The organism is Myxococcus sp. CA056 (genome assembly GCF_013336715.1).
GTDB lineage: Bacteria > Myxococcota > Myxococcia > Myxococcales > Myxococcaceae > Myxococcus > Myxococcus llanfairpwllgwyngyllgogerychwyrndrobwllllantysiliogogogochensis.
Genome location: NZ_JABUMT010000014.1, coordinates 138,906 through 165,904, shown reverse-complemented (window position 1 = coordinate 165,904; position 26,999 = coordinate 138,906). Strand labels below are relative to the sequence as shown.

The following is a 26,999-nucleotide window of genomic DNA, read 5'->3' as shown; positions in this document are numbered from 1 at the left end:
CATGTCCTCCACGTCTCCTCGCCGGGCCAGCAGTCGCGCCATCTTGCGTCTGCAGTGGCTGCTCCCCCTGTTGTGGATGGTGTCCTCGAGTCAGGGCGCGGCGGCCCCCATCCTGCGCCACACGGCGAACCAGCGCGGCGACCTCCTGATGGTGGGCAACACGCTCGCCCACGACTGCGCCTCCGGTGTGCCGGCGCCGCTGGTGGGGACGGTGGGAAGCTGTGGGTCGAACACCTCGGATGACGCGGTGGACGTCTACTGGACCCTCCAATCAGGCGTGGCGACCGCGAACACCTCGGTGAGCCCCACCAATGCCCGGAGCCGCGCCGCGCTCAGCATCCCCACCGGCGCCATCGTGACGTATGCGCGGCTGTACTGGGCCGCGCACCTGTCCACCACCACGTCGCAGCGGACCCCGGACACCACCGCGGAGTTCAGCCGCCCCGGGGTCTTCACGCAGCAACTGACGGCGGACGTCGCGCACAGCTACGCCCCGAGCAATCGCTACATCTACGAGTCCTCCGCGGACGTCACCAGCCTGGTCGCCGCCCACGGCACGGGCGTCTACGAGGTGAGCGGCGTCGACGCCGTGCCGCTCGCCAACCTCAACAGCATGGACCCGTTCAGCGCGTGGGCGCTGGTGGTCTTCTACCGGCACCCCGACTCGCCCATTCGCAACCTGGCGCTCTTCGATGGCATCGATTACGTCAGCAGCGGCAACCCCCAGACGGTGACGCTGTCGGGCTTCACCGTCCCGCCGTCCGGCTTCGATGCCAAGCTGGGTGTGCTGGCCTTCGAGGGTGACGCCACGCGCACGGGCGACCAGTTCCTCGTCAATGGCGTGAGCATCTCCGACGCCGCCAACCCCGCGAACAACTTCTTCAACGGCACGCGCTCCGTGCTCGGCACGCCCTCCACGCATGCCAATGACCTGCCCCGCCCGACGGGCGCGCAGGCGAGCATGTCGGGGGTGGACATGGACGTGGTGGACATCACCCACCGCGTCACGGGGGGCGCCACGTCCATGTCGCTCACCGCCACGTCCACGGGTGACTCGTACATCCTCGGCGCGTTCGCGACGTCCATCGCCACGCTCCGGCCGGACTTCACCAACACCTACAAGACCGCGACGGCGGTGAACCCGCGCGCGGATGGCTCGCTGCGCGGAGGCGACGTCATCGAATACAGCATCGTCACCACCAACACGGGCGACGACGTCAGCATCGAGACCGTCTTCACGGACCCGCTGCCCGCCCAGCTCACCTTCCAGCCGGGCTCGCTGCGGATTGTCTCCGGCCCCAACGCGGGCGTGCTGACGGACGCCCCGGGCGACGACGTGGGTGAGGTCAGCGCGGCGGGCGTCATCACGGTCCGGCTCGGCACCGGCGCGACGGCCACGCTGGGGGGCACCCTGCAGCTCCAACAGAGCACCACCGTCCGCTTCCGCGCCGTGGTGAAGGCCTCGGCCTCCGGAGTCATCGCCAACCAGGCCACCCTCACCGCCGCGGGCGAGCGAGGCGCTCTCGCCAGCTCCGCCACCAGCTCCCCCTCTTCGAACACCACCGGTCCGACGACCATCACCGTGTCCGTCCCGGAGGCGCCCGTGGTGACGGCACCGGCGAATGGAAGCACCGTGGCGACGAGCACGCCCGTCTTCTCCGGTACGGCCGAGCCGGGCAGCACCGTCAGCGTGGTGGTCGACGGCGTCGTCGTCTGCACCGCCCCCGCCCATGCGAGCACGGGCGCCTGGTCCTGCACCAGCATCGCGCTCCCCGAGGGCGCCCACACCGCCACGGTGACGGCCAGCGACCCGGCAGGCAACGTCAGTCCGCCCACCCATGTGGACTTCACCATCGACACCCTCGCCCCTGACACGAGCATCGTCACCGGGCCCACGGGCGCGGTGGCCTCCAACAGCGCGACCTTCACCTTCGCCTCCAACGAGAGCCCCGTCACCTACGCGTGCAGCCTGGATGGAGCGGCCTTCGCGCCCTGTGTCTCGCCAGCGACCTTCGGTTCCCTGTCCCAGGGCAATCACACCCTGGTGGTGCGCGCCGTGGACGCGGTGGGCAACATGGACCCGACGCCGGCCACCCGCGCGTGGAGCGTGGACACCGTCGCGCCGGACACCACCATCGTCAGCGGCCCGTCCGGACTGACGAACTCCGCCAGCACCACGTTCACCTTCGGCTCCAACGAGACGTCGGTGACGTACGAGTGCGCGCTCGACGGCGCGACCTTCGCGTCCTGCCCGAGCCCCGCGACGTTCGCCGGCCTGTCACAGGGCAGCCACACCTTGCTGGTGCGTGCGGTGGACGGCGCGAGCAACGCGGACTCCTCACCCGCCAGCCGGACGTGGACCGTGGACACGGTGGCGCCGGACACCACCCTCGTCAGCGGACCGTCCGGTGCAACGAACTCCGCCAGCGCCACCTTTGCATTCAGCTCCACCGAAGGCTCCGTTGCCTACGAGTGCAGCCTCGACGGGGCGACCTTCACCTCCTGCTCGACGCCCGCGACGTACAACACCCTCTCCCAGGGCAATCACACGCTGGCGGTTCGCGCTCGCGACACAGCGGGCAACGTGGACCCGACGCCGGCCACCCGCTCGTGGAGCGTGGACACGGTGGCGCCGGACACCACCATCGTCACCGGTCCGTCGGGGACGACGAACTCCACCAGCGCGACGTTCACCTTCACGTCCAGCGAGACGCCGGTGACGTTCGAGTGCGCCCTCGATGGCGCGAGCTTCACCGACTGCTCGACGCCCGCGACCTACGACACCCTCTCCCAGGGCAGCCACACCCTGGCGGTGCGCGCCCGTGACGCCACGGGGAACCTCGATGCCACTCCCGCGACCCGGACCTGGACGGTGGACACGGTGGCTCCGGAGACGTCCTTCACCAGCACCCCGCCGCCCTCTTCCAATTCGGCGATGGCTGCCTTCGAGTTCAACTCCAACGAGAGCAGCGTGGCGTTCGAGTGTCGGCTGGATGGGGAGGTGCTGTTCACTCCCTGCACCAACCCGCAGGCCTTCCCGGCACTGGCGCAAGGCAGCCACACGCTGCAGGTCCGCGCGGTGGACTCCGCGGGCAACGTGGACCCAACGCCCGCGACGTACACGTGGACCATCGACACGTCCCCGCCGGACACCACCCTCTCTGGCGGCCCCACGGGGACGACGGCGGCAACCAGTGCGATGTTCTCCCTCGCCTCCACCGAGAGCCCGGCGAGGTTCGAGTGCTCGCTCGATGGTGCGACCTTCGTCTCCTGCACGAGCCCCGTGACACACACGGACCTCGTGGATGGCGCTCACACCTTCGCGGTGCGCGCGGTGGATGACGCCGGCAACATGGACCCGACGCCGGCCACCCGCACGTGGACGGTGGACACCACGCCCCCCGAGACATCCTTCACCAGCACCCCGGCGCCCGTGGCCAGCTCCGCGACGGCCACCTTCGGCTTCAGCTCCAATGAGACGCAGGTGACCTATGAGTGCTCGCTCGACGGCGCGACCTTCACCACCTGCGCCACTCCAAAGCCCTTCCCCGGGCTCCAGGACGGCCCTCACACCCTGGCGGTCCGCGCCCGCGACGCCGTGGGCAACGTGGATGCGTCGCCCGCGACGTATGCGTGGAGCATCGACACGTCCGCTCCGGACACCACCATCGTCACCGGCCCGTCCGCGCTGACGAACAGCGCCGACGCGACGTTCTCGTTCAATGCCTCGGAGTCAGGCGTGACGTACGAGTGCTCGCTCGACAGTGCGACCTTCGCCACATGTGCGAACCCCGCGAGCTTCGGGTCCCTGACGGACGGAAGCCACACCCTGGCGGTCCGCGCTCGCGACGGCGCGGGCAACACGGACGCGACGCCCGCCACCCGGACCTGGACGGTGGACACCACGCCGCCCGACACCATCCTGACGAGCCAGCCAGCCTCCATCACCAACACCACCTCCGCCACGTTCGGCTTCGGAAGTGACACGGACCCGGTGACCTACGAATGCGCGCTGGACGGGCCGGCGTTCACCGCCTGCGCTCATCCCGAGACGTTCCAGGGACTGGCCCAGGGCAGCCACACGCTGGCCGTGCGCGCTCGTGATGCGGCCGGCAATGTGGACCCGACGCCCGCGACCCATGCATGGACGGTGGACACCACCGCGCCGGATGCGCCCGAAATCGATGTGCCCGCCAATGGTGTCGTGGTGCCCACGCGGCAGCCCGCCATCTCCGGCACCGCGCAGCCGGGAACCCTGGTGACGGTGACGGTGGATGGCTCCGTGCTGGGCACGGCTCCCGTGAACGCGCAGGGAGAATGGACCTTCACCCCGGCCACCCCGCTGGGCCAGGGACCGCACACCGCGACGGCCACGGCCACGGACGCCGCGGGCAACGAGAGCGATGCCAGCGCGCCCACGAGCTTCACCGTGGACACCGAGGCGCCGGAAGCCCCCGTCATCAACGCACCCGCCAGCGGCGCCACCATCGCCACCGCGACGCCTGTCTTCGAAGGCACCGCCGAGCCCTTCGCCCAGGTCACGGTGGTGGTGGACGGCGACGTGGTGGGCACCGTGACGGCGGACATCGACGGCCACTGGAGCCTCCTCAGCCCGGACACCCTGGCGGAAGGCCCTCACACCGTGGAGGCCACCGCGACAGACTCCGCGGGCAACACCAGCGAGGAGACGTCACACGACTTCGCCATCGACCTGTCCGCGCCGGAGACCTTCATCGACTCCGGTCCGCTGACCTTCACTCGCGAGACGTCCGCCGCCTTCGTGCTGCGCATGGAGAACGGCGGCATCCGCTTCGAGTGCGGCCTGGACGGCGCGGCCTTCACGGACTGCACCAGCCCGGTGGCGTTCAGCGGACTGGCGGAAGGAAGCCACACCCTGGCGGTGCGCGCGGTCAACGGCCTGGGGACCGCCGACGCTACGCCCGCGACCTACGCATGGACGGTGGACCAGACGGCGCCCGTGTCGCCCACCGTCGTCTCGCCCGCGAGAGGCACCGTGGTGGGCACCGCGACGCCGACCCTCGTGGGCACGGGTGAGCCCAACAGCCACGTCTACCTTGAGGTGGGGACCGCCACGTATGGCCCCATCCCCGTGAATGGAGCCGGCGACTGGACCTTCGCCCTTCCGGTGGAGCAGCCCGAAGGCCCCGTCACCGTCTCCGCCACCGGCGTGGACGCCGCAGGCAACAGCTCTGGTGCGACGTCCCATGGGTTCTTCATCGACCTGACGGGGCCCGAGACGTTCATCGACTCCGGTCCAGCGCGGCTCACGCGCGAAACGTCGGCCTCATTCGAGCTGCGCTCCGAGGGTGGCGCGGTGGGCTATCAGTGCAGCCTGGACGGTGCCGCCTTCGCGACGTGTGACTCTCCGCTGGAGCAGACCGGCCTCGTGGATGGCGACCACCTGCTGCTCGTGCGCGCCGTGGACGCCGTGGGCAACGTGGACCCGACGCCGGCCGAGTACGCCTGGCGAGTGGACACGACGGAGCCGGACACCCTCGTCACCTCGGGCCCCGCGCTCCTCACCGACGAGTCCTCGGCGACGTTCGAGTTCGCCTCCAGCGAGCCCGACTCCACTTTCGAGTGCAGCGTGGACGGCGCGACCTATGCGGCGTGCACCAGCCCGGTCACCTTCGAGGGCTTCACGGAGGGCGAGCACACGCTGACGGTCCGCGCCGTGGATGCGGCGGGCAATGTCGACGGCTCGCCTGCCTTGCACACGTGGACGGTGGACCTGACGCCTCCGAATGCCCCGGTCATCACCGCGCCTGCCCCGAGCGCCGTTCTCGCGGATGGCACCGTGACGCTCACCGGCTCGGCCGTCGGCGCGGAGACGGTGCTCGTGACGGTGGGAGGCACGACCCACGGCCCCATCCCCGTGGACTCCAGTGGCCACTGGACCTTCACGCTCCCCTTCACGCTGGCGGATGACACGTACACCGCCGTCGTCACGGCGACGGATGCCGCGGGCAACACCAGCGCCGCGACGAGCGTCACCTTCACGGTGGACACCACGGCGCCGGACACCGCCATCGACAGCAGCCCGGAGGCCCTGACGAACGAAGTGCTCGCTGCCTTCGTCTTCTCGTCGAACGAGGCCTCGGTGACCTATGAGTGCAGCCTGGACAGCGCGGCCTTCGCGCCGTGCACTGTCCAGGATGAGGCCGGCCCCCTCGCGGACGGCGAGCACACGCTGGCGGTCCGCGCGGTGGATGCGGCGGGCAATCGGGACGCTTCGCCGGCCACACACACATGGACGGTGGACACCGAGGCTCCTGCGGTCGCCATCACCTTCCCTGCCCAGGGCGCGGTGCTGGACACCGCGACGGTGACGTACTCCGGCACGGCGGAGGCAGGCAGCGCGGTGACGGTGGTGGCGGACGGCATCACCCTCGACTCCTTCGTCGTGGGCAGCTCGGGAGTGTGGACGCTCCCGGGTGGCTCGCCGCTCGCCGACGGCACGCACACGGTCTCCGTCACGGCGACGGACGCCGCGGGCAACACCAGCACCGTGGTGACGCACACGTTCAACGTGGACGCGCAGCCGCCAGAGACAAGCTTCACCCAGACGCCTCCCGCGCTGACACGCCAGGAAGCGGCCACGTTCGGATTCGGCTCGGATGAGCCCCCGGTGACGTACGAGTGCAGCCTGGACGGCGCGACCTTCGCGGCCTGCACGAACCCGGTGGAACTGCTCGGCCTGACCGACGGCGAGCACACGCTGAAGGTCCGGGCCCGGGACGAGGATGACAACGTGGACCCGACGCCGGCGTCCTTCACGTGGACGGTGGACACCCTGGCGCCAGACACCTTCATCGCGAGCGGCCCTCCACTCACGGAGGCCCCTGCCCTGGCGGTGTTCGACCTCGACTCCAACGAGGCGGCCGTCACCTACGAGTGTGGCCTGGACGGAGCGGCCTACGTGCCATGCACGGACCCGGTCCACTTCACGGACCTGGCGCTGGGGGCGCACACGTTGAACGTGCGCGCCGTGGACGCGGCGGGCAACGTGGACGACACGCCGGCCACCTACGCCTGGGTGGTCACCGCCGACGCGGATGGCGACGGACTGACGGACGCGGAGGAGCTCGTGCTGGGCACCGACCCGAACGACGCGGACACGGACAGCGACGGCCTGCCAGACGGCATCGAGGTGAAGGTCGCTGGGACGGACCCGCTCGACGACGACACGGATGATGACGGCCTGCTGGATGGCAACGAGGACGCCAACCACGACGGCGTCGTCGACGCGGGCGAGACGGACCCGAAGAAGACGGACACCGACGGCGACCTGCTCGCGGACGGCCTGGAGCTGGGCCTCACCGAGCCCCAGGGCACGGGCACCGACCTGACGCGCTTCACGCCGGACACGGACCCGACGACGGTGACGGACCCGCTCAACCCCGACACGGATGGCGGCAGCGTGCGCGATGGCATCGAGGACGCCAACCACAACGGCCGGGTCGACTCGCGCGAGACGAATCCCCTGCGGCCCGAGGACGACCTTGACTCCGACCTTGACGGCATCGACGACGCGACGGAAATCGAACGGGGCCTGGACCCACGCAACGCGGACACCGACTCCGACGGCGTGCCGGATGGCCTGGATGGACTCGCCGACACGGATGGTGACGGCCTCATCGACGCACTGGACCCGGACAGCGACAACGACGGGCTCATGGACGGCACGGAGATGGGCGTGACGCGGGAGAGCGCGCCGGCGGACACGGACCGTCACTCACCCCATTTCCGCCCCGACACGGACCCGAGCACCACCACCGACCCGAAGACCCCGGACACGGACGGTGACGGGTTGAGTGACGGCGAAGAGGATGCCGACCACAACGGCCGCGTCGATGACACGGAGACGGACCCGAACATCCCCGACACAGATGGGGACGGCCTGAGCGACGGCGTGGAGGTGAAGGGCAGCAACCCCACCGACCCGCTCAACGCCGACACGGATGGCGACGGCCTGGCGGATGGTGTGGAGGATGCCAACCACGACGGCGTCTTCGGCAACGGCGAGACGGACCCGAACAACGCGGACACCGACCTTGGTGGGGCCAGCGACGGCGAGGAAGTCTCCGGCGGCTCGAACCCGCTGGACGGCAACGATGACTTCCTCATCGCGGGCCGTGGCTGCAGCACGGGCGGCACGGGCACCTTCGCTCCGCTCGCGCTGCTGCTCCTCGCGCTGCCGTTGCTGAGCCGGCTTCACCGCGCCGGCGAACGGCGCACCCAGGACGCCCAGGCCCGCTGAGCATCACCCTGGCGCTGACGGGTGACCTGCTCGACACATTTCGAGCAGGTCATCCGCGGAGGCGCGGCCGCTCGTCCCCACTCGGGCGAGCAGGTGTGCCCGCCTTGCGCGCGCGGCTGGTCGCGGGTGGCACCGGCTCGTCGAGGGCGCGGAGTTCGTCAGCATGGAGACGGCCCCAGTCACAGAGCGCCCCCACTATCGGCCGCAGGCTGAGCCCGAGCGCGGTGGCCGAATAGACGACACGCGGCGGTACCTCGGCGAACACCTCGCGGCGAACGACCCCGTGCGCCTCCATCTCCCGGAGCTGCTGCACCAGGACCTTCTGACTCACGCCAGAAATTACGCGCCGAAGTTCGGAGAGCCGCTGGGGACCCTCGAAGAGGAAGTACAGGACGAAGACCTTCCAGCGGCCCCCAATCACCTTCAGCGCGCGCTCCGCGGGCACCAGCGGGAGCTCCTTCATGATGGGCATGGTTACCTCTGGGTTCCTATGGAACGAAGACGTCCGTAGAGGGTGAAAAGGTCTGTAGTTGCCAGGAGGGAGCGTATGGACAATCCGTGCCAGAAATCACGCGACTCCTGAAAGGAATCTCCATGTCCGTTGGCACGAAGCGCTCCACCGCTCCCATTGCCCTCATCACCGGAGGAAGCCGAGGCCTCGGCCGAAGCACGGCGCTGGCCCTCGCGGACCGGGGAATGGATGTCATCGTCACCTACCGGACAGGCCACGACGAGGCGAACGACGTCGTCACCGCCATCCGCGCCAAGGGACGCAACGCCGTCGCGCTTCATCTCGACGTCGGCAAGACGGGGACCTTCGAGGCGTTCACCGCCGAAGTCCGCGAGGCGCTGAAGCAGACATGGTCTCGTGAACGCTTCGACGCCCTCGTCAACAACGCCGGCATCGGCGGCTACTCGCCGTTCATCGAGACGTCCGAGGCCACCTTCGACGAGCTCGTCGCGGTGCACTTCAAGGGGCCGTTCTTCCTGACGCAGAAGCTGCTGCCGCTGATCTCCGACGGCGGGCGCATCATCAACATGTCGACGGGACTCGCGCGCTACGTGTACCCCGGCTTCTCGACCTACGCCGCGGTCAAGGGGGCCATCGAGGTGCTCACCCGAGCGCTCGCGGTGGAGCTTGGCGCGCGCCGCATCACGGTGAACGTCGTGGCGCCTGGCGGAATCGCCACGGACTTCGGAGGTGGCGTCATGCGCGACCCCGAACTCCAGAAGACGGTCGCGGCCGAGACTCCGCTCGGGCGCGTCGGCGAACCCGAAGACGTCGCGGGCGTCATCGCGATGCTGCTCGCACCCGAGACCGGGTGGATGACCGGCCAGCGCGTCGAGGTCACCGGCGGATATCGCCTCTAGTCGGCGAGGCTGCCTCCACCCCATCAGCACACGAAAACACGGAGGCGCGCGCGTGAAGCTGAAGGGTGAGTCATGATTCACTTGCCCCCTCGCCTTTCCGTCCACTTATCGCGCCCAGGAACCCGAGCGCGCCTGCTTCCAGTGGACGGGGAGGCGGGACACAGCCTTGAATCAGCGCATGACGCGGAGATTCGGGGAGCGGCTGGTGCTGGAGGGCGTGCTGACGCCGGAGCTGCTGTCCAGGGCGCTCGCCCATCAGCAGGAGACGGGCCAGAAGCTGGGTGAGTGCCTGGTCCGGCTGGGCGTGGACGAAACGCCGGTGCTCCGCCTGCTGGCACGGGAGCTCCAGACGCGCTTCGTCTCCACGGAGAAGCTGGCCCAGGCGAAGCTCGGCCCCGCGCTGCTGGAGCGGGTTCCGGTGCGGCTGGCGGAGGGCTTCGACTTCATGCCGCTGCGGCTGGACCCGGGGGTGCTCTGTGTCGCCATCGCGGAGCCCCAGCGGCAGCGAGCGCTGGACGAGATTGCTCGCACGGTGGGCGTCACACAGGTGCTGCCCTTCGTCGCGATTCGCAGGTCCATCAGAGCGGCCATCCGCAAGCACTACTACGCGGTCGCGGACGCCTTCGAGCACCCACCGGAAGACGACGCCTGTCCCCACTGCGGCGCGCCGACGCTCCCCAAGGACTTCCAGTGCCCGCGCTGCGAGCTGCTGCTGGTGCGCCACGTCGAGGACCTGCCTCCTCGCGACAACGTGTCGCTGGTGCGCGCGCTGCTGACACAGCCCGAGCGGAGCGGAACCTCCGGGACGCCCCAGGCCCCCCAGGCGGAGGCCACGCGCACCTCGTCGTTCGATGCACCCACGGGAGGAGCCAATGCACGGCCGTTCATCGTGGGAGGGCTGAAGGTCGCGAACCTGAGGCTCAGCCCCTTCGAGGCGTACGTGCTGTCGCTGGTGGACGGCCACACCTCCCTGGCGGACCTGTCGCTCATCACCCAGCTCGCGGAGGTGGAACTGCGCGCGCTCTTCGCGTCACTGGAGGAACGCGGAGTCACCAGGCTCTACGAGATACCGCCCCCGACGTCGCGAGCAGCCTCCGCCCGGGAGGCTCCGTCGGAGGCAGTGGCCGCACCACCTCCGCCGCCAGTGACTCGAGAGCCGGCGCCTCGCGCGGAGGACGCGAACGAGGATGTGCTCCAGCGCGTCATCCGGATGGAACAGGAAGGCCGGTGGGCCGAGGCTGTCGAGCTGCTGGAGCGAGGCATCGGCCTGCTGCCATCACCCGCGCCGCTCTACAACCGACTGGGGATGATCGTCCTGAACCACCACCGCGACTACGAGCGCGCCACGGCCCTGTTCCAGAAGGCATCGGACCTGGCGCCGGAGAACAACCTCTACACGATGAACCTGTACTCGGTGATGTGCCTTCTGGCCGATGCCACCAACGCGGGACAGAAGAAGGCGCGACGCTGAGGGACCTGGAGCGAACGAATTCAGCGGGTCAGGAGTACTGCTGGGCCACCAGCGCTGTGTGGGTGGGGTGGCAACCTGGTACCCGCCGAGCCTGATGGTGGGAATCGGATAGGGATTGAACACACCATTCGAGGATGGCTCGGGTAGGGCGCAACCCGACATGTCACAGAAATGTTCGGATAACATTCAAATCGGGCGTGTTATCTTCCACGGCCATGCACATCCCACTCCGACTGTCATCCCTCCTCCTCGCCGCATCTCTCGCTGCTGGCTGTCTAGGCCCCGAGACGGACACTGAGAACCTCGAGAGCGTCGAGCAACAGGCCACGGATCCCACGTTCCGCGTCTACAACGTCGTCGAGGCCATGCGTCCGGCCGGCAACTACGACGGCGTCGCCGGCAACGAGTGCATCGCGCTCCTGAACCCCGAGCACCGCCTCCGCAAGATCATCCTCGTCGTACCCGCCGGCGCCGGCGGCTCCTGCGCGCTCAGCGCATACACCGCGGGTACGGCCCTCAGCTTCACCTGGGGTGATACGTCCGTCTACCAGGGCTCGGCCGGCATCACCGCCATCCGCGCCGCGCTCTCCGACACGAATGGCGCCGTGCACCGTCTCACGGGCACACTCACCTCCGAGGCCGCGACCCTCGCCAACCTGCAGACCTTCCTCACGCTGAGCGACACCCAGCAGGCCACCCAGCTCGGCACCGCCACCTCCGTGGACGTCCACTCCCTCTATGACTTCGAGGGCCAGGAAGAGGTCTACGCCGAGGCCGCCTACCAGTCCGTCCGCGTCACCCAGCCCTGCGAGAACCCCGGCTCGCCTCAGCTCGTGGCCCTCGTCAAGAACGGCTTCGTCTACGGCTACTCCGCCAGCAACACGGGGAGCTGCCACAGCGGCTGGTTCACCCGGTGGCGCAAGTACAACCGCGCCTGGCACCTCGTGGCCCAGTACGACTACTCCGAGTAGCTCGCCGCACCCCTGTTCAGGGCGCTGAAAAGAAGGCCCTGCCCACCGGCAGGGCCTTTTTTGTTCCCCCAAGGCCCTGTTCCCCTCCAACCCCCTGAATTCAAAGAGACTTTCTTCGCCGCGCCGAAGAGGTGCGCCGCATCGGCTGAGGCTGCCGGCAGGGGTGGAATCTTACAATTTGGTAAACAACCCAAGAATCTGGGAACAGCGCCGCAACTCAGGCCGGGAACTCCCGAGAATTGTCGCAAGGAGCCACCATGTCCAACTACCGCATCCGTCCTGGCGACACCCTCTCCGGCCTGGCGGCCCGCTTCGGCACCACTGTCGAGAAGCTGGCCCGCGACAACAACATCTCGAACCCCGACCTCATCTACTCGGGCAACAACCTGAGCATCGGGCACTCCACGCGCGACACGTTCGACGCGGGCGGCAACAACCAGGGCGTCCGCGGTGGGAATGACGTGGGCGGTCCCACGGGAGTGGGCCCCAGCAACGCGTCGAACAAGATGCAGCGTCTGGCGGAGGCGGCCCGCGCGGCGGCGATGGGCATGGGCGGCTACAACAGCCAGGGCCTCTGCGCCACGGGCGTGAGCCGGGCCATCAGCAACGCCCTGGGCATTGGCGTGTCGGGCAACGGCAACCAGATTGATAACAACCTGCCGCGCGACAAGTTCAAGCAGGTCGACATGACGTTGGAGGAGGCGCTGAAGATTCCCGGCCTCGTCCTCACCTGGGAGAGCACCTCCTCGAACCTGGGCCGCATCTACGGCCACACTGCGGTCACCCTCGGCGACGGCCACTCCTCCGCGAGCGACTTCATCGAGCGCAACACGACCAACGGCGGTCGCACGGGCTTCAAGGTCTTCATGCCCATCGAGTAGCACCCGTCGCATCGTGGCGTTCCCCGAAGCCCCGGGCCCCCTGGTTGGGCCAGGGGCTTCGTCATTTCTGGGGGCCCTACTCGTCCGCCACGCGCTCGACGGTGGCAAGCCACGCCCGCGCCCCCTCGGGGTCCGTCTGCTCGTAGTGCGCCTCCCGGAGGGCCTTCACGCGCCAGCCTTCGCCGAAGGCCGCACGCAGGGCCTCCGGGGGCACCGCGCGCGGACCATCGCGGAAATAGAGCGCGTGGTAGTGCCCGCCCGGACGCAGCACGCTCGCGAGGCTGGCGGCGAACGCCGGCCGGTCCCCGGGTTCAAAGACGTGGAGCAGCGCCGAGTCGATGAGCGTGTCGAAGCGCCGGCCCAGCGAGGCCAGCTCCATCGCGTTGCCCACATGAAACGCCACCTCGAGCCCTCGGGCCCTGGCCGCCTCGCGAGCCCGGAGGATGGCGGGCTCCATCAGGTCCACTCCGCACACTCGCAGGCCCTGGGCCGCCAGGAAGAGGGCGTTCTCCGCGAAGCCGCAGCCGACCTCGAGCACCTCACCGGAAATTCCTCCGGCCTCCCACAACTCGATGAAGGCCCGCTGGGGGCGGCCGATGTCCCAGGGCGCGCCCAGCGCGTAGGCCGCGCGGAAGAACTCACGCCGGACCGCGCCCCCCTCAGGCTCCCGCGACATGTCGCACCTCGCCCTCCTGCCCACCGCGAGCGCGGGGCCTGGGAATCAGCCGGACTCCGAGCGGCTGGAGCGCGAGCGCGGGCCGGGGTCGCACCACACAGCCCGGAGCCAGCTCCAGCCGGAAGCGCCGCGCCACACAGGCGGTGATGAGCACCGTCTCCATCATGGCCAGCGCCGAGTCGATGCAGAACCGGGGCCCGCCCCCGAAGGGGAAATAGACATACCGGTGCATGCGCTGGGCGTCCTCGGAGAGCCAGCGCTCGGGACGGAAGGACTCGGGTGCGTCGAAGTAGCGCGCGTCGCGATGGGTCACCCACTGACTCACCGCCAGCATCGTCCCCGACGGGACGTGGAACCCACCCAGCTCGCAGTCGCGCACCGCCTCCCGGCTCGTAATCCAGGCCGGGGAGTACAGGCGCATGGCCTCCTTCACCACGGCCTCCGTGTAGCGCAGCCTCGGCAGGTCCTCCGCGCCAGGAAGCCGGTCCCCGAGCACCGTGTCCAGCTCGCTCCCCAGCCGCGCCTCGGCGTCGGGGTGCTGGGCCAGCAGGTACCAGGCCCAGACGAGGGCGTCCGCCGTCGTCTCGTGCCCGGACATGATCATCGTCGCCAGCTCGTCCCGCAGCTGCCCCTCCGACAGGGGCACCGGGGACGACAGCAGCAGGGCGAGCAGGTCCGTGCGCTCCGCGGGCTGCTCCCGGTAGCGACGCACCAGCGTCTCCAGCAGCACGTTGAGCCGCCCCAGCGCGCGGCGCAGCCGGAGGTTCGTCGGCGTGGGAACCCAGATGGGCGGGCGCAGCGGGCTGTCGGTGTGCCGCATGACGGCGTCCACGGCGGCGGCCACGTGCCTCGCCTCATCGTCGATGGGCGTGTGGAAGAGGAAGCGGCTGACGATGTCGAGCGCCAGCGCGGACACGTCCGAGTGCACGTCGCGCGCTTCCCCGGGACGCCACGTCTGGAGCCGCTGCTCGGTGAGGGACACCACCGTGTCGCCACACGCGGCCACGTGCTTGCGATGGAACGCGGGCTGGACGAGTCGCCGCTTTCGCAGCCAGTCCTCCCCTTCGCTGTTCATCATCGCCTCGGGAAAGCCGCCCTTGTGTCGCCTGCCCTGGCCCACGCCGGCGAGCTTCACGAAGTTGCCGTCTCCATTCACCAGGACCCGCTCGATGAGGTCGGGATGGTTGAGGAGGTAGTTGCGCTTTCCCAGCCGCACCACGTCGCCGTACTCCCTGGCGCAGCGGGTGAGGAACCCCAGCGGGTCCTCGGAGAACTCCACCAGGTTGCCTGCGATGAAGTGACCCCTGGGCCCTGGGGGGAGGCGCACTTGCGGCATGGAATTCCTGGGAGCATTCAAAGACAGCCGTCGCGTGGGAGGAGCAGGACCTTCACTCCACCCACGACTGCGAGGTCATCCGACCCAACCGTCAGGGCGCATTGCCTGACGACTGTTGACTAGTAATAGATGTAGGGAGCGGAGAGCTTGTCCGCGCGAGCAATCCGCATCAGCACAGCCAAAGAGTAGAGGGCCTTCTTCATGGCGAACTCCCGGTTTGAGGTGGTTGCGTGTTGCTGTTGGCTGCCCAAAGGGTCAGCGCGGCAAAATGTGGCATGCCCAGGATGTCTGGGCAAGCCCGTCTGATTGGTTATAGAGGAGGCACTGTTTTTCATTGTCACCAGAGCGGAGGCTGTGCGGGCAAACCCTGCTCAGTCACACCCGGGTGACATCCGTACGCCCTACCCCTCGGACCAACCCTCCACTTCGCTCGCCGCCGCGCGCGCGAGCTTCGCGGCGGCCACCGGGTCCAGTCGCGCGGTGACGAGCACCCCAATGACAGACCCCACCAGCAGCTCCACGCGACGCGCCACCGTCTTCCGGGGAATGGCGCCTGCTCGCGCCGCGGCCTCCAGCGCCCGCGTCAGGTGTCCGTGCAAGAGGGCCCGGTAGTCCTCCACCGCGCGGTGGGCCTCGGCGTCATGCGGGGCCAGCTCGGTCGCGGTGTTGACGAGCAGGCACCCCCGGCGCGTCAGGGCCTGGGGCGCGGTGCCCATCGTCGTCGCGAGCGACTCGAAGTACGTCACCACCTGCGTCAGGCCCGGCGGGCCCGCGGCGAAGACAACCAGCCGGGGCGTGATGACCTCCTGGAGGTACAGCGTCACGGCCCGCGAGAACAGCGCCCGCTTGCTCTCGAACGCCTGGTACAGACTGGAGCGGTTCAGCCCCGTGGCCGTCTCCAGGTCCGAAAGCGACGTGGCCTCGTAGCCCCGAGACCAGAACACCCCCAGCGCCTTGCGCACCGCCTCCGTCTCGTCGAACGCACGCGTACGCGCCACGTCACCCTCCTTGACAATTCTGGACCGAACGTTTCAATATGGATTCGGAACTGATTGGTCCAGAATACCGGAATCCCGGAGGGGAGTCATCATGTCGTTACTGGCGCAGGTCTTCGCGGTCATCGCGGCGCTCATCCACGTGCTGTTCTTCGTCATGGAGAGCATCGTCTTCTCGCGGCCGGAGGTGTGGCAGCGCTTCGGGCTGAAGTCGCAGGCGGAGGCGGACGTGCTGAAGCCGATGGCGCTGAACCAGGGCTTCTACAACCTGTTCCTCGCACTGGGCGTGCTCGTGGGCGTGGCGCTGGTGCGCACCGGCGCGGTCACCTCCGGTGTGGCGGCCGTCATGTTCGGTTGCGCGTGCATGGCGCTGGCGGCGCTGGTGCTCGTCTCAAGCAACCGCCACTTCCTCCTGGCCAGCGTCGTCCAGGGCGCGCTGCCGCTGCTGGCCATCGTGCTCGTGGTGGTGCACTCGCGCGGGTGAGGCCACGGCACCTGGGCGTCGCCGACGTCGTGCGCGAAGGCGCGTGCGTTGAACAGCGAAGGCCCAGGAGCCTTCGCGAGGTTCGCGAGGACTCCCGGGCCCGTGGCTCCCGTGAACGCGGCGCTACTGCACCGGGCTGACGTCCACGTCGACGACGCGCGACTCCTCGGTGTGGGTCGTCCCGGTGAGGGCCTCCATCGCGGCGCCCACCTGGAGCGTCAGCGCCCACTCGCCCGTGCTGAGCTGGGTGGGCACGTACTTCCAGAAGAGCCGCACGGGGCCCGCGGTCTCACCCTCGGCCAGCAGCGCCTCGCGGGCCCGCTGCTCGATGTCCGCCGTGCTCAGCCGCGTGCGCAGCAGGTGGCCCACCCGGGCCAGGGGCGGCCAGGAGATGAGCGCGCGCTGGAAGGTGCCATCCACGCCGTGGGACACCACCGCGCGGTGGCCCTCCACGCGGATGCCGTTGATGGCGCGCATCACGAAGGTCTTGTAGCGGTGGAGCTCCGGCACCGCGGCGACGCCGTCCTCCTCCGTCTCCAGGAAGGACTTCACCTGGTACACCGCCCCGATCTCCGAAGCGGGGATTCCCCAGCGCTGCAGCCGGGCAATGGCGGTGCGCTGCATCACCGCGGGCTCCTGGGGCACCGCGGGGCCACTGCCGAGCCTGTTCAGCACCAGGACCTGCCCCTCGGACGGGTCGTTCTCCAGCGTCCAGGTGCGCGACTCCAAATCTCGGCGCGAGCCGAGCGTCCCCGTCGTGGTGAATGCCTCGGTCGAGCCCACCAGGGCGCCCTGCAGCACCGCGTCGTTGAACGCGGTGCGAGGAAGCAGGTCGGTGGGAATGCCTCCGGTGGGCGGCGTGGCGATCCGGGTGGAGTCGAAGACGAAGCCGACGGTCGTCGCGGACGCGACCTGCGTCTGGGGGTCCACGGGCTCGACGACGGTGGCGGCGCTGTCACAACCCAGCGCGGCGGCGAGCGGAAGGGCGGTCAAGAAGCGGATGAATGGGGTCTTCATGGCGTTTCGTTCTTTCTGAACAGGGTCGAAGGAGGCGGCGTTCATTCCGGAAGCTTCTGGCCGCTGGAGGGGTCACAACCGCCCACGTAGAAGATGGAGGAGGCGACCTTGCCGCCGGTGTTGTGACGGTCCTTCCAGCCACCGGACTCGAACATCGCGACCCGCTTCGCCTTCGTGTCGCCGAAGACGATGGACACCGGGCAGTCGTCGTTGTTCTTGCCCCAGTCCCTGTCGTACGCCTCGTCAATCCAGTTCTCGCCCACGCCAGACGTCTTCGAGTCGGCCACGTAGCGCTTCACGTAGCGCTTCACGTGGTTGCCGCACGACGAGTCGCCGTGAAACGCGTTCCACATGGTGAACCCGCTGGTGTTCGTCACGAGCGCGGTGCGGTATCCCCCCTGCTTCCAGACCTGGTAGTCACCGGACTGGCAGGCCTTGACGACGGCGATGTTCAGCTTCCCGTTGCCCAGGCTCATGTGGGTATCCGTGACGGCCGAGCACGCGTCCAGGTTGCTCCCCATCACCAGCCAACTGCGGAGGTTCGCCTCGCTGTGGCCGCCGTGCGTGTGGACGAAGAGGATATCCGCGTCGTCCACGCCCGCGTTGGCCTGGGTGTCCTTCGCGTTCGCCGCGCTCCCCTTCGACGCATCCGTCCAGAGGTCCGTGCGCGCGCTGGTGTTGTTGAGCGTGCGGACGTCCGTCCACTGCCCGGCGTTCACCAGCGAGTTGAAGTAGCCGGCGAACTCCCCCGCCGTCTTGGTGTGGACGGAGTGCGAGTCGGCATCGCACTGCCCGCTCGCCGCGCCGTTGAAGTTCGCGATGCCGTAGACATGGGTCTCGTTCGCCAGCACCGCCGCGGGCAGGAGCAGCGCCCCCGCGAGGGTCGCGCCCGTCCACTGCCTGGTTTGCTTCCTGAGCTTCATGGTCCTGCTCTCCCCCCCGTGTGGGGTATCGATGGTTGGCCTGTCACGACGGGAGAAGCGCACGCGGTCCGCCGTGCGTTCTCCGGCCTTGGCTCATCAACGAAGGTCGCGGAGATTTCCCCTTACCCCCTTCGTGCGCGATTTTTCCGCGTCGACGCCATGCGGGGTGCGGTGACACGATGCCCGAACCGCCCCGGCTCACCTTCAGCACCTCGGGTGCCAGGGCCGCTCGGACGTCACCTGGAAAGGTCGTGGGCCATGTCGGCGCAATATGACGAGATTGGAGAGAAGGTCGCGGACTGGGATGTGCTGCCGGTGCGCTCGGAGTACATCGAGGGGCACTCCTTCTTCAAAGCGCTCGGCTCGGTGGCCGAACGAACCGTCCTGGACCTGGCCTGTGGCGACGGGCTGTACACGCGGCAGCTCAAGGCGCGAGGCGCCCGCCGGGCGGTCGGCGTCGACATCTCCGAGGAGATGATTCGCGTCGCGAGGCGACAGGAAGCCGAACACCCCCTGGGCATCGAGTACCACGTGTCGGACGTCGCCGACCTGGCGCCCCTGGGCACGTTCGATGTCGTGACGGCCATCTACCTGCTGCACTACGCGCACTCGCCCGAGCACATGCTGCGGATGTGCCGGAACATCGATGCCCACCTGAAACCCGGGGGCAGCTTCGTCACGTACTCGTTCAACCCCGAGTTCAGCGCGAAAGGCCCCAACAGCACGCGGTATGGCATCACGATGTTGGATTTCCCGGGGTCCCCTCGGGAGGGACAGATGCTCTCCGCGGAGCTGCACACGAAGACGCCCTTCACCATCCACTTCTCCTACTGGAGCCGGGCCACGTACGAGCAGGCGCTTCGAGATGCGGGCTTTCACACCCTCACCTGGATGCGTCCCGAGTGTTCCCCCGAGGGAATCGCCCGGTATGGCCGGGAATTCTGGCAGGACTACCTGGATAACCCGCACGCGGTGGCGCTGCGCTGCGAGCGGTGAGCCGCGTGAAGACACCTCGACTGAGTGGTGTCCACGGTGTGATGGTGGCGGCCCCCTCGTCCCGCTCCTGGAGCTTCATGAATCGCCTCTGCCTCACAGCCCTGCTCACCCTGTTCGTCGGCGCATGTACCTCTGGAGGGCGCGACAAGCTGAACGCCGAGGAGTACATGGATGCGAGCGTCTCCATGTGGAACACCATGACGTCGACGTCGGAGCCCTGGCTGAACGGCAAGCGCGCCGAGGGGTTCTCCAAGGACATCCAGGGCCGCAAGAACCTGGGCCGATACAAGACAGAGCTGGGCAAGCTCCACCAGCTGGTGTCGAGCCACCTGGCGGCCACGCAGAAGTATCCCATCCCCGAGGATGCCACCGAGTTGCACGCCCGGTTGATTGCCTATCTGAACAGCCACATCGCATTCTTCGCGACGATGCAACAGATCGCCGCCCTGCCGGATGGCTTCACCGACGTGCAGATTGAACCGCTGGGCGCGGAGTTGGATCGCCGGGCCCTGGAGATCTCCACGCTGATGGATGAGCTCGACCAGGCGCAGAAGGACTATGCGAAGAAGCACGGCATCCGGCTGAACGAAGTCAGCCACTGACGGGGGTGCGTCGAGGAGCCCCGCACGGGCAGGACGGGACTCCTCGCGCGGTCGTCAACTTGGAAAGCGGCCCCCTACATCCCTGCTCGTCGTCATGGGATACATCGACGAGGACGGCCGGGCGCGCTCGCCTCCAAGAAGAACCTCTATTGAGCGGAGCCCCTGCCGGTCATCCGCTCAGAAGCGGCCGGACAGCCCCAGGAACTTGTGGTCGCGCGTCAGCGTCAGGGACGGCGCCAGGCTGACGGCGGGCTCGGGCGGGGCAGGAGCGTTCGAGGCGTGTGACACCTCGTAGCTCACGACGGCGCCCACCAGACAGAAGGCGGTGATGACCCCGGCCCGGGCCTCGTCGTACTTGAGGAACAGCGAGGCCACCACGCCCGCTGCCGCCGCCACGCCTGTCCCCAGGTAGGTCCCCTCCAAGGTCCCCCTGCCGCCCGCGATGCGCGCTCCCCACCAGACGCCCAGCGGGGCCCCCAGCGAGGCTCCTACGAGGGCGCCGTAAATCACTTCCGTCGACCCCGTCGTTGGACCGCCTGTCGCCTCGCGAAACAAGGCCCCGACATACGCGCCCGTGAATGCCAGGGACGCGGAGGTCAGCGACATGGCCACGACCTCCAACGGGAGGCGCACCACGGGGTGCGCGGGCTCTCGTGCCGGTGGCTCATCGAGCAAGCGGAGGGCCTTGCGTGGCTGCATTCCCGGAAGCGGTTCGTCCACGGCGCCCTCCCCTGTCTGCGCGAGGCAGACGCCGGGAAGAAGCACCCAGCAGGAGAGCCACAGGGAACACGTCCACGCGAGTCGAGCCGTCAGCACATTCATGGCCGTCGCGGGCTGCAAGGCGGGGACCTCTCCGGCTGTTTCACGGCGCTCCCAGGAGAGCGCGGGCGCCCCCGCGCGCGCCGTGTGCGCAATCCACTGCACAACGCGCGCCCTGGTGTGCAGCCGACTGCTCAAGCCCCTGTCACTTCGACGGGCGGACGTCGCGACGGACACCTCGCCCACGCACCGGAGCACGCCGGTTCGCGCGGCGACGAAATGCTCGCCACAGGAGCCAGACCGCCACGACGGCGACCACCGCCGCCAACAACACCGGCCAGAAGACCTCCAGCATGAGGAGCAGGAGCACCGGATACGAATACATATCCAGGTCGCCATCATCCGCGTGAGCGGGCAAGGCCATCAGCACCGCGGTGAGACATCCGACGACAAGGGCTCCATTCAAGTTTCGCGACAGAGCCCTGGCGCAGGCCTCTCTCGCATGGGTGACACGTCGCATTACCGCTCCCGGCTGGAGATTGCCCCTGGGTCCGTGGGGCCACGTCGTGCGGATGTTTCCATGGCTTTCCAAGAAGCCTAGAGTCCACCCGAATCAAGACGCGAGGGAAGAACGCAATGTTCCAGAGGGCGGCGGTTGCCGGGCGATGATGCGTGAGCCCTGGGGTCCATTCATGACGCGGTGGTGCGCACGCCTCTCGGGCAGCGTGGTCCTGGGCCTGTCCGCCTGCGGAGGAACTCCCGCGCCCGTGGTGCCCGCGGTCTGCGAGCAGCCCACGCCGGCGAAGGTGAGCAGCTTCGCGCAGTGCGGTCCGAGCCTCGACTTCACCCCCATCAACAGCTACCGGGGAGAGTTCGCCGACCTCCAGGACGCGGAGGACGCTGTCGTCATGATCAACGGAGGCTGTACCGGAACGTTGATTGAAGCGCTCGCGGGGCCCGTGGTCCTCACCGCGGGGCACTGCGTCGGACTCGGGGACCGTTCGTTTGTCGTCTTCAACTTCGAGGACGAGCCCGACGGCGACCCGCTGATGACCGATGGCACCGTCATCGAGCAGGCGCTCGAACCCGACTACGCGCTCATCCAGCTCGATGTGCTTCCCCAGGTCGCCCCGCTGAAGCTGACGACGCGGGCCAGCGAGCGGCTGGCCATCATTCAGCACCCCCGGGGCCGCCGGAAGGTCATCGCCGAGGGCAGGTACGTGGACTCGTGCAACCAGCTTGTCTACTACTCGGACCTGGACACCCTGGTCGGCAGCTCGGGCGCGGGCGTGCTCAACCGTCAAGGCCACGTGCTGGGCATCCACACCGACGGCGACTGCGACGCGAAAGACAGCAGCACCAACAGGGGCTGGACGGCGGAAGTGATTGTCGAAGCGTCCCCGCATCTGCAAGCCGCCGACATCGCCGACCGCTGAGCGCGGCGGGTACCCCTCACTGCGCAAGTATTCCAGCGGGGGGTGAGGGATTCGCGGACCCGGAATGGTCTGAAGGGAGACCCCGCGAATTTCGCGGGGCGCTCACCTGGAAAGGTCCCCATGACAGTCCCCCTCCGCTTGCTCCGGGCGCCGTTGGCCATCCTGCTCCTCCAGTGCCTCTCCGGCTGCGAGGACTCCCCCTCCCCGTCTCCCCCTGACGCGGGCCCCTATGTCTGGGATGGCACCTACACCGAGCTCGAGGAGCGCGGAGACTGGGTGGACCGGGGACCCCTCTCGCCGTGCTCCTCCAGCGCCGTCTACGCGCAGGAAGGCGCCTGTGATGACCTGTCGCAATTCGACCTGTCGCAATGCGATGCACAGGCCCTCTCCGCCATTCCCAAGGAGGGCATCTACCTGTCCGACGGCCGTGGCGAACGGCACTACGAGGATGGCGGCGTGCGCATCAGCAGCGTCCCCATCGGCTTCCTGCTCCGGGAAGACGGCGGCACGATGTACGACGAGCCTCTCCGTCTCAAGGACACGGGGGATGGACGCTTCTCCATCATCGGCGGCCTGACTCGCAATGACCTCACCGTCGCCATGGTGGGATGCAAGACGCCCGCGCCCAACATCATCACCGGCTGCTTCACCTACTGCCGCCGGGGACGACTCACCCTCAAGGGCACCTTCGAGGCGAACCGCGTCGCGCTGTCGACCGGAGAGCCGGAGTCCTCGGGCAACCTCGAGTTGGTCGCCGAGCGCCACGTCCCGGTGGGAATGCCCGCGGACATCTACGTCGCCAAGGGCCACGCCTACGTCGTCTCCCTGCCACACCGCGGACAGGCCGGCGGCCTCACCGTCATTGACGTGAGGGACCCCACCCGGCCTGTCCTCACGACGTCCATCAGCCTGCCCGAGGACAACTCCTGGAACGGAGTCTGGGCCAGGGGTGACGCCCTCTACGTGGCCAGCAACGACGTGGGGCCGCTCATCTACGACATCTCCAACCCCGCCCTTCCCACCTTCGTGAAGAGTCTGCCAACGGGTGACTTCGGCGCGCACACGGTGCTCGTCGACAATGACCGGCTCTACGCCATGGTCCCCAATACCGGCACCCATGTCTACGACCTGACCGAGCCGCTCAATCCCATCCTGCGCACCATCATCTCCCTGCCCGAGGACGCCGAGCTGGGAGGGCCTCACGACGCCTTCGCGTATGAGAACCGCCTGTACATCAGCAATTCCTTCGGCGGCTACTCGGTGATGGATGTCACGAACCTGGACAACGTGAGCCGCCTGGGCCGCTACGAGCGCTTTGGCTACGACTACGCGCACCACAGCGCGGTGGGCACCTTCGCCGGAAAGACCATCGCATTCGAAGGGGGCGAATTCAACGCCTCCCACGTGCGGGTGCTGGACGTCACCGAGCCCTCCCGCATCGTGAAGATTGGCGAGTTCCGCATGCGCGACGTCACGTCCATGCACAACCTCATCCTGCGCGGCAACCTGCTCTATGTGGCGTGGTACCACGAAGGGCTGCGCGTGCTGGACGTGTCCAATCCCACCAGGCCCCGACAGGTGGCGCACCACCACACCTTCCGCGAGAGCGACCCCCAACGGGGCGACAGCATCTTCGAGGGCGCCTTCGGCGTTCGCATCCCCGGTGACGGCTACGTGTATGTCGTCGACTCGTCGCGAGGACTGCTCATCTTCAACGAGCTGTGAGGGCCGAGGGAGCGTCACGCCCGGACATGTGCGACGTCCGGGCTGACGCTCCTGGGGCTCAGTTGACGAGCAGCACCTTGCCCGCGCCACCCTTCTCGGCGTGCTTCTGGGCATCCTTCGCGGCGTCCATGGGGAATGTCTTGCCAATGGGGATGCGCAGCTCTCCCTTGGCCACGCTCTCGCCAAGCTGCGCGAGCCGGCGTCCGTCCGGGTGCGAGAAGAAGGTGACCACCTGGAGGCCCTTGTCCTTGGCCCCCTTCGGCTCCCCCACCACACTGCCCACGAGTCCGCCGCGCTTCACCTTGTCCAGCACCGCCGCCACGGCCTCGCCACCCACCGTGTCCGCCACGGCGTCCAGCGTGGGCAGCTTCGCGACGTCCTTCGGATCATCCAGCGCGACGACTCCGTCCGCGCCGAGCTTCCGCGCCTCGTCCACCTGTCGGGCCCGCACGCCGGCCCAGACCTTCACCCCACGCGCCTTCGCCGCGAACAGGGCCGCGCGACCCACCGCGCCCAGCGCACCGGTGATGAGCACCGTGTCTCCCTGGACAGGCTTCATCTGCTCTTCAATCAGCTGCACGCCCGTCAGCGTCACCAGCGGCAGCGCGGCCGCGTCCTTCAGCTCCAGCGAGTCAGGCACCTTGGCCCATACGTCGGACGGAGCGACCACCGTCTGCGCATAGCCCGCGGACACCAGGCCCATCACCCGGTCGCCGCGCTTGAAGCCCTCCACGCCTTGCCCCACCTCGATGACCTCACCGGACACATCCCGCCCCAGGATGGTGGGAAGCGTCAGCGGCATGTACTCCCTCATGTCGCCTCGGCGAATCTTCCAATCCACCGGGTTGATGCTCGCGGCGGTGACGCGGACCTTCACGTCTCCCGGCCCCACCTTCGGCTCGGGCATCTCCGACACGACGAGGTTGTCCACGTCTCCATAGGCCTTCAGCACAACGGCTTTCATGGGTGTCTCCCGGAATGAAGTGGCACGAAGCGCGCTCCAACGACGGACCAACGATAAGTACCGACGGAGGGAGCGCCATCGTTCGCGGGCGCCTGCTTCCCTGGCTCCCCTTCACGGGACGGGCGCGTGGTGGCGAGTTCACCGGGCCCCAGGTGTCACGGTCGCACGTCGTAGACCTTGCGCAGCGGAAGGCCACCACGGTCGATGTCGAGTTCCAGGTGCCGGAACTTCTTGAGCAGCATGTACTGCTCCAGCGCCTTCTCCGTGGAATCGAGCGCGACGCCGTTGATGCGCTGGATGACATCGCCATTCTGGAGGCCCAGCTTCTCGTACACGGAGCCCTGCCGGACGGCGAGGAGCTTGAAGCCCTGGGGCTTCCCCTCCTTGAAAGACGGAACGATGCGCGCCTGCGTGAGCGCGGCGCCCTGGGTCCACTGGTCGAGGTCCAGGTACCTGTCAGGCACCTCGTAGGTGTGCTCGCCCACGCGTCGGATGTCGCTCCCACGCTCGCTGCCCGCGGCCACCGGAGCCCCCGTCGACGGTGGACCCACGGGCCCCTCGCCGTCGATGACCTCCTGCTGTCCTTCCCGGGTGACGATGATGCGCTCCCGTTCGATGACGACCACCTCCGCGTCCTGGAGCACGTCTCCCACGCGGAGGCTGCGCACGCGCCGGCTGTCGAGGTCTTCCACGGACGCGAGCGACCAGAAGGGCTCGCGCGACGTCAGCGTCCCCACGAGCTTCGCGCGCCGCGCGCTTCGCCGGAGCCCGCCGTGGGCGGGAGGCCCAGGCGAGGGCTTCTCCTTGATGCCGAGCACACGAGCCAGCGACTCGGTGCGAAGCAAGAGGCTCGCCTCCGTGGTGGCGAACCGGATGGGTTTCGCGGGCATCGAGTCCAACCCCGGGACGGGAACCGCGAGCTGGAACTCCGTGACGAGGTGGACAGTGCGCGCGGCAATCAACGCGGCGACGAGGAGGAAGCAACAGCTCACCAGCCAGAAGTACTTCTGGAGCAGAGGTCTCATGGAACCACGCCAGAGCAAGCACGGGGCCAGGGAATGGCATACACCGGGCCTCAGTCGGGGACACCGCGCTGCGGGCGAAAGGCACACACGGCGAGGCCTCGCGGGGATGCCTGGATTGTCACGGGTCAGAGGTGTGTCCGAGACAGGCTGTCACGGTGGACGCTGCTGTCGGCACTGATGTAAGCAGCCGCCCCTCTTCTTCGCGGAGCCGAGCATGTTCATCATCTCTGGAAGTTCGCCGAAACAGCAGGACCTCGGCGAGCAACGCGCGCCCTGCCCGGACTGTCAGCAGGAGACGTCCCAGCGGCTGCAGCGTCACTACCGGGTGATTCACGTCTTCTGGTTCCCCCTCTTCTCTCTGGGAACGAAGTACGTGCGAATCTGCGGGCGCTGCAACCTGCACACGGAGGTGCCGGAGCAACAGGTCGGCCCCGTGCCGGTGGCGCCGCTGCTGCACCGGATGGGCGGCCTGTTCCCGGTGGCCGCGCTGGCGTTCTGCTGTGTGGGCTTTCCCCTGGTCAACGCGGTGGTCTCTCTCGGCACCGGTGACTCGAGCGGTTCTTCCCAGCAACAGGAGCAGCAGGCGGGCAGGCAGGGTTTCGACCAGCGCTTCGAGGCCCAGGCCGAGGACCTGGCAGTGGAGACCACGATTCAGTCCGCGTTCGAGGAGCAGGGCCACCAGTCGGTGACGGTCTCCGCCAGCTCCGCCTCCGTGAAGGAGCACGTCATCCGCGTCGTCTCCGCGCAGACCCCTCGCCTGAAGAAGGTGAGCGATGGAGACCGCATCCGGATGCTCGAGATGATGGAGGCGGAAGCCGACAAGCGCTTCGCCAACGACGAGGTCTTCCTGGGCCTGCGGGGCAAGCTCCTCTGGGGTGGGTATTCCCACCGCGCCCCGGGTGGGAAGTGGAAGCGCGTCGTGGACGGCACCACGTCCAGCCCCATGGTGGATGCCTTCGAGGCGCTCCTTCAGCGGGAGGCCGCGCTGCCTCCCTCGGCGCCGGATGCGGTGCCAACGCCGGAGCCCACGGCGGCTCCCTCGGTGGTGGACGACACTGCGCGGTGAGCACGGCGCTGGCCCCACTG

General features: G+C 68.5%; 22 protein-coding genes. 11 read left to right on the top strand and 11 right to left on the bottom strand.

Going from position 1 to position 26,999, the window contains the following annotated elements; translation table 11 throughout:
* Position 1 precedes the first annotated feature (1 nt).
* Positions 2-8,281, top strand: a complete 8,280-nt coding sequence (locus tag HUA76_RS36650) for an Ig-like domain-containing protein (protein ID WP_174463482.1) — start codon at positions 2-4, stop codon at positions 8,279-8,281.
* Between the two features lie 49 nt (positions 8,282-8,330).
* Here the strand turns inward: HUA76_RS36650 and HUA76_RS36645 are convergent, their stop codons facing one another.
* Entirely contained in the window at positions 8,331-8,744 is a 414-nt protein-coding gene (locus HUA76_RS36645) for a helix-turn-helix domain-containing protein (RefSeq protein ID WP_254614715.1), read from the bottom strand.
* 131 nt (positions 8,745-8,875) lie between these two features.
* On the opposite strand from HUA76_RS36645, the gene HUA76_RS36640 reads away from it, so the two are divergent.
* From HUA76_RS36640 to HUA76_RS36625, 4 genes are all read left to right on the top strand, one after another.
* The gene (locus HUA76_RS36640) at positions 8,876-9,652 is read left to right on the top strand and encodes an SDR family NAD(P)-dependent oxidoreductase (RefSeq protein WP_174463480.1); all 777 of its coding nucleotides are present in this window, start codon (positions 8,876-8,878) and stop codon (positions 9,650-9,652) included.
* A 178-nt stretch (positions 9,653-9,830) separates the two neighbouring features.
* A complete protein-coding gene (locus HUA76_RS36635) occupies positions 9,831-11,123 on the top strand; it encodes a general secretion pathway protein GspE (RefSeq protein ID WP_174463479.1) in 1,293 nt (430 codons plus the stop codon).
* Positions 11,124-11,338: 215 nt separating this feature from the next.
* A complete protein-coding gene (locus HUA76_RS36630; RefSeq protein ID WP_174463478.1) occupies positions 11,339-12,094 on the top strand; it encodes a hypothetical protein in 756 nt (251 codons plus the stop codon).
* A 257-nt stretch (positions 12,095-12,351) separates the two neighbouring features.
* On the top strand, positions 12,352-12,975 hold the full coding sequence (locus HUA76_RS36625; RefSeq protein ID WP_174455797.1) for a LysM domain-containing protein: 624 nt from the start codon (positions 12,352-12,354) through the stop codon (positions 12,973-12,975).
* Between the two features lie 76 nt (positions 12,976-13,051).
* On the opposite strand, the gene HUA76_RS36620 is transcribed toward HUA76_RS36625, so the two are convergent.
* From HUA76_RS36620 to HUA76_RS36610, 4 genes are all read right to left on the bottom strand, one after another.
* Positions 13,052-13,651, bottom strand: coding sequence for a class I SAM-dependent methyltransferase (locus HUA76_RS36620; protein WP_174463477.1), 600 nt, complete (start codon positions 13,649-13,651; stop codon positions 13,052-13,054).
* A complete protein-coding gene (locus tag HUA76_RS36615; protein ID WP_174463476.1) occupies positions 13,635-14,987 on the bottom strand; it encodes a cytochrome P450 in 1,353 nt (450 codons plus the stop codon). The genes HUA76_RS36620 and HUA76_RS36615 overlap by 17 nt, the downstream gene beginning before the upstream one ends.
* A gap of 119 nt (positions 14,988-15,106) precedes the next feature.
* Positions 15,107-15,190 carry a cittilin family RiPP precursor gene (locus HUA76_RS46600; RefSeq protein WP_371745755.1) on the bottom strand — a complete coding sequence of 28 codons (84 nt, stop codon included), beginning with the start codon at positions 15,188-15,190 and terminating at the stop codon, positions 15,107-15,109.
* A 198-nt stretch (positions 15,191-15,388) separates the two neighbouring features.
* Positions 15,389-15,985: a TetR/AcrR family transcriptional regulator gene (locus HUA76_RS36610; protein ID WP_174463475.1), complete on the bottom strand. Its 597-nt coding sequence runs from the start codon at positions 15,983-15,985 to the stop codon at positions 15,389-15,391.
* Between the two features lie 91 nt (positions 15,986-16,076).
* On the opposite strand from HUA76_RS36610, the gene HUA76_RS36605 reads away from it, so the two are divergent.
* Positions 16,077-16,466: a DUF1304 domain-containing protein gene (locus HUA76_RS36605; protein ID WP_174463474.1), complete on the top strand. Its 390-nt coding sequence runs from the start codon at positions 16,077-16,079 to the stop codon at positions 16,464-16,466.
* Positions 16,467-16,589: 123 nt separating this feature from the next.
* Here HUA76_RS36605 and HUA76_RS36600 read toward each other — a convergent pair whose 3' ends face one another.
* Positions 16,590-17,483, bottom strand: coding sequence for a hypothetical protein (locus HUA76_RS36600; protein ID WP_141643712.1), 894 nt, complete (start codon positions 17,481-17,483; stop codon positions 16,590-16,592).
* A gap of 41 nt (positions 17,484-17,524) precedes the next feature.
* Positions 17,525-18,406, bottom strand: coding sequence for a hypothetical protein (locus HUA76_RS36595; RefSeq protein ID WP_141643713.1), 882 nt, complete (start codon positions 18,404-18,406; stop codon positions 17,525-17,527).
* Positions 18,407-18,664: 258 nt separating this feature from the next.
* Between HUA76_RS36595 and HUA76_RS36590 the strand changes: the two genes are divergently transcribed.
* Entirely contained in the window at positions 18,665-19,402 is a 738-nt protein-coding gene (locus tag HUA76_RS36590) for a class I SAM-dependent methyltransferase (RefSeq protein WP_174463473.1), read from the top strand.
* Between the two features lie 77 nt (positions 19,403-19,479).
* Positions 19,480-20,004, top strand: coding sequence for a hypothetical protein (locus HUA76_RS36585; protein WP_174463472.1), 525 nt, complete (start codon positions 19,480-19,482; stop codon positions 20,002-20,004).
* Positions 20,005-20,181: 177 nt separating this feature from the next.
* Here the strand turns inward: HUA76_RS36585 and HUA76_RS36580 are convergent, their stop codons facing one another.
* Both HUA76_RS36580 and HUA76_RS36575 read right to left on the bottom strand, forming a co-directional pair.
* Positions 20,182-20,724, bottom strand: a complete 543-nt coding sequence (locus HUA76_RS36580) for a hypothetical protein (protein ID WP_174463471.1) — start codon at positions 20,722-20,724, stop codon at positions 20,182-20,184.
* Between the two features lie 244 nt (positions 20,725-20,968).
* Entirely contained in the window at positions 20,969-21,229 is a 261-nt protein-coding gene (locus tag HUA76_RS36575) for a hypothetical protein (protein WP_141643717.1), read from the bottom strand.
* 226 nt (positions 21,230-21,455) lie between these two features.
* Between HUA76_RS36575 and HUA76_RS36570 the strand changes: the two genes are divergently transcribed.
* Together HUA76_RS36570 and HUA76_RS36565 are read left to right on the top strand one after the other, a co-directional pair.
* Positions 21,456-22,199 (top strand): serine protease, encoded by a 744-nt coding sequence (locus tag HUA76_RS36570; protein ID WP_246137264.1) that lies wholly within the window; start codon positions 21,456-21,458, stop codon positions 22,197-22,199.
* Between the two features lie 120 nt (positions 22,200-22,319).
* Positions 22,320-23,924 carry an LVIVD repeat-containing protein gene (locus HUA76_RS36565; protein ID WP_174463470.1) on the top strand — a complete coding sequence of 535 codons (1,605 nt, stop codon included), beginning with the start codon at positions 22,320-22,322 and terminating at the stop codon, positions 23,922-23,924.
* A gap of 58 nt (positions 23,925-23,982) precedes the next feature.
* Here HUA76_RS36565 and HUA76_RS36560 read toward each other — a convergent pair whose 3' ends face one another.
* Positions 23,983-24,888, bottom strand: a complete 906-nt coding sequence (locus HUA76_RS36560; RefSeq protein WP_174463469.1) for an NADP-dependent oxidoreductase — start codon at positions 24,886-24,888, stop codon at positions 23,983-23,985.
* 155 nt (positions 24,889-25,043) lie between these two features.
* Complete coding sequence (gspC, locus tag HUA76_RS36555) at positions 25,044-25,913, bottom strand: type II secretion system protein GspC (protein ID WP_174463468.1); 870 nt, start codon at positions 25,911-25,913, stop codon at positions 25,044-25,046.
* Positions 25,914-26,127: 214 nt separating this feature from the next.
* Here gspC and HUA76_RS36550 point away from each other — a divergent pair, with 214 nt between their 5' ends.
* On the top strand, positions 26,128-26,979 hold the full coding sequence (locus HUA76_RS36550) for a hypothetical protein (protein WP_174463467.1): 852 nt from the start codon (positions 26,128-26,130) through the stop codon (positions 26,977-26,979).
* Positions 26,980-26,999 lie beyond the last annotated feature (20 nt).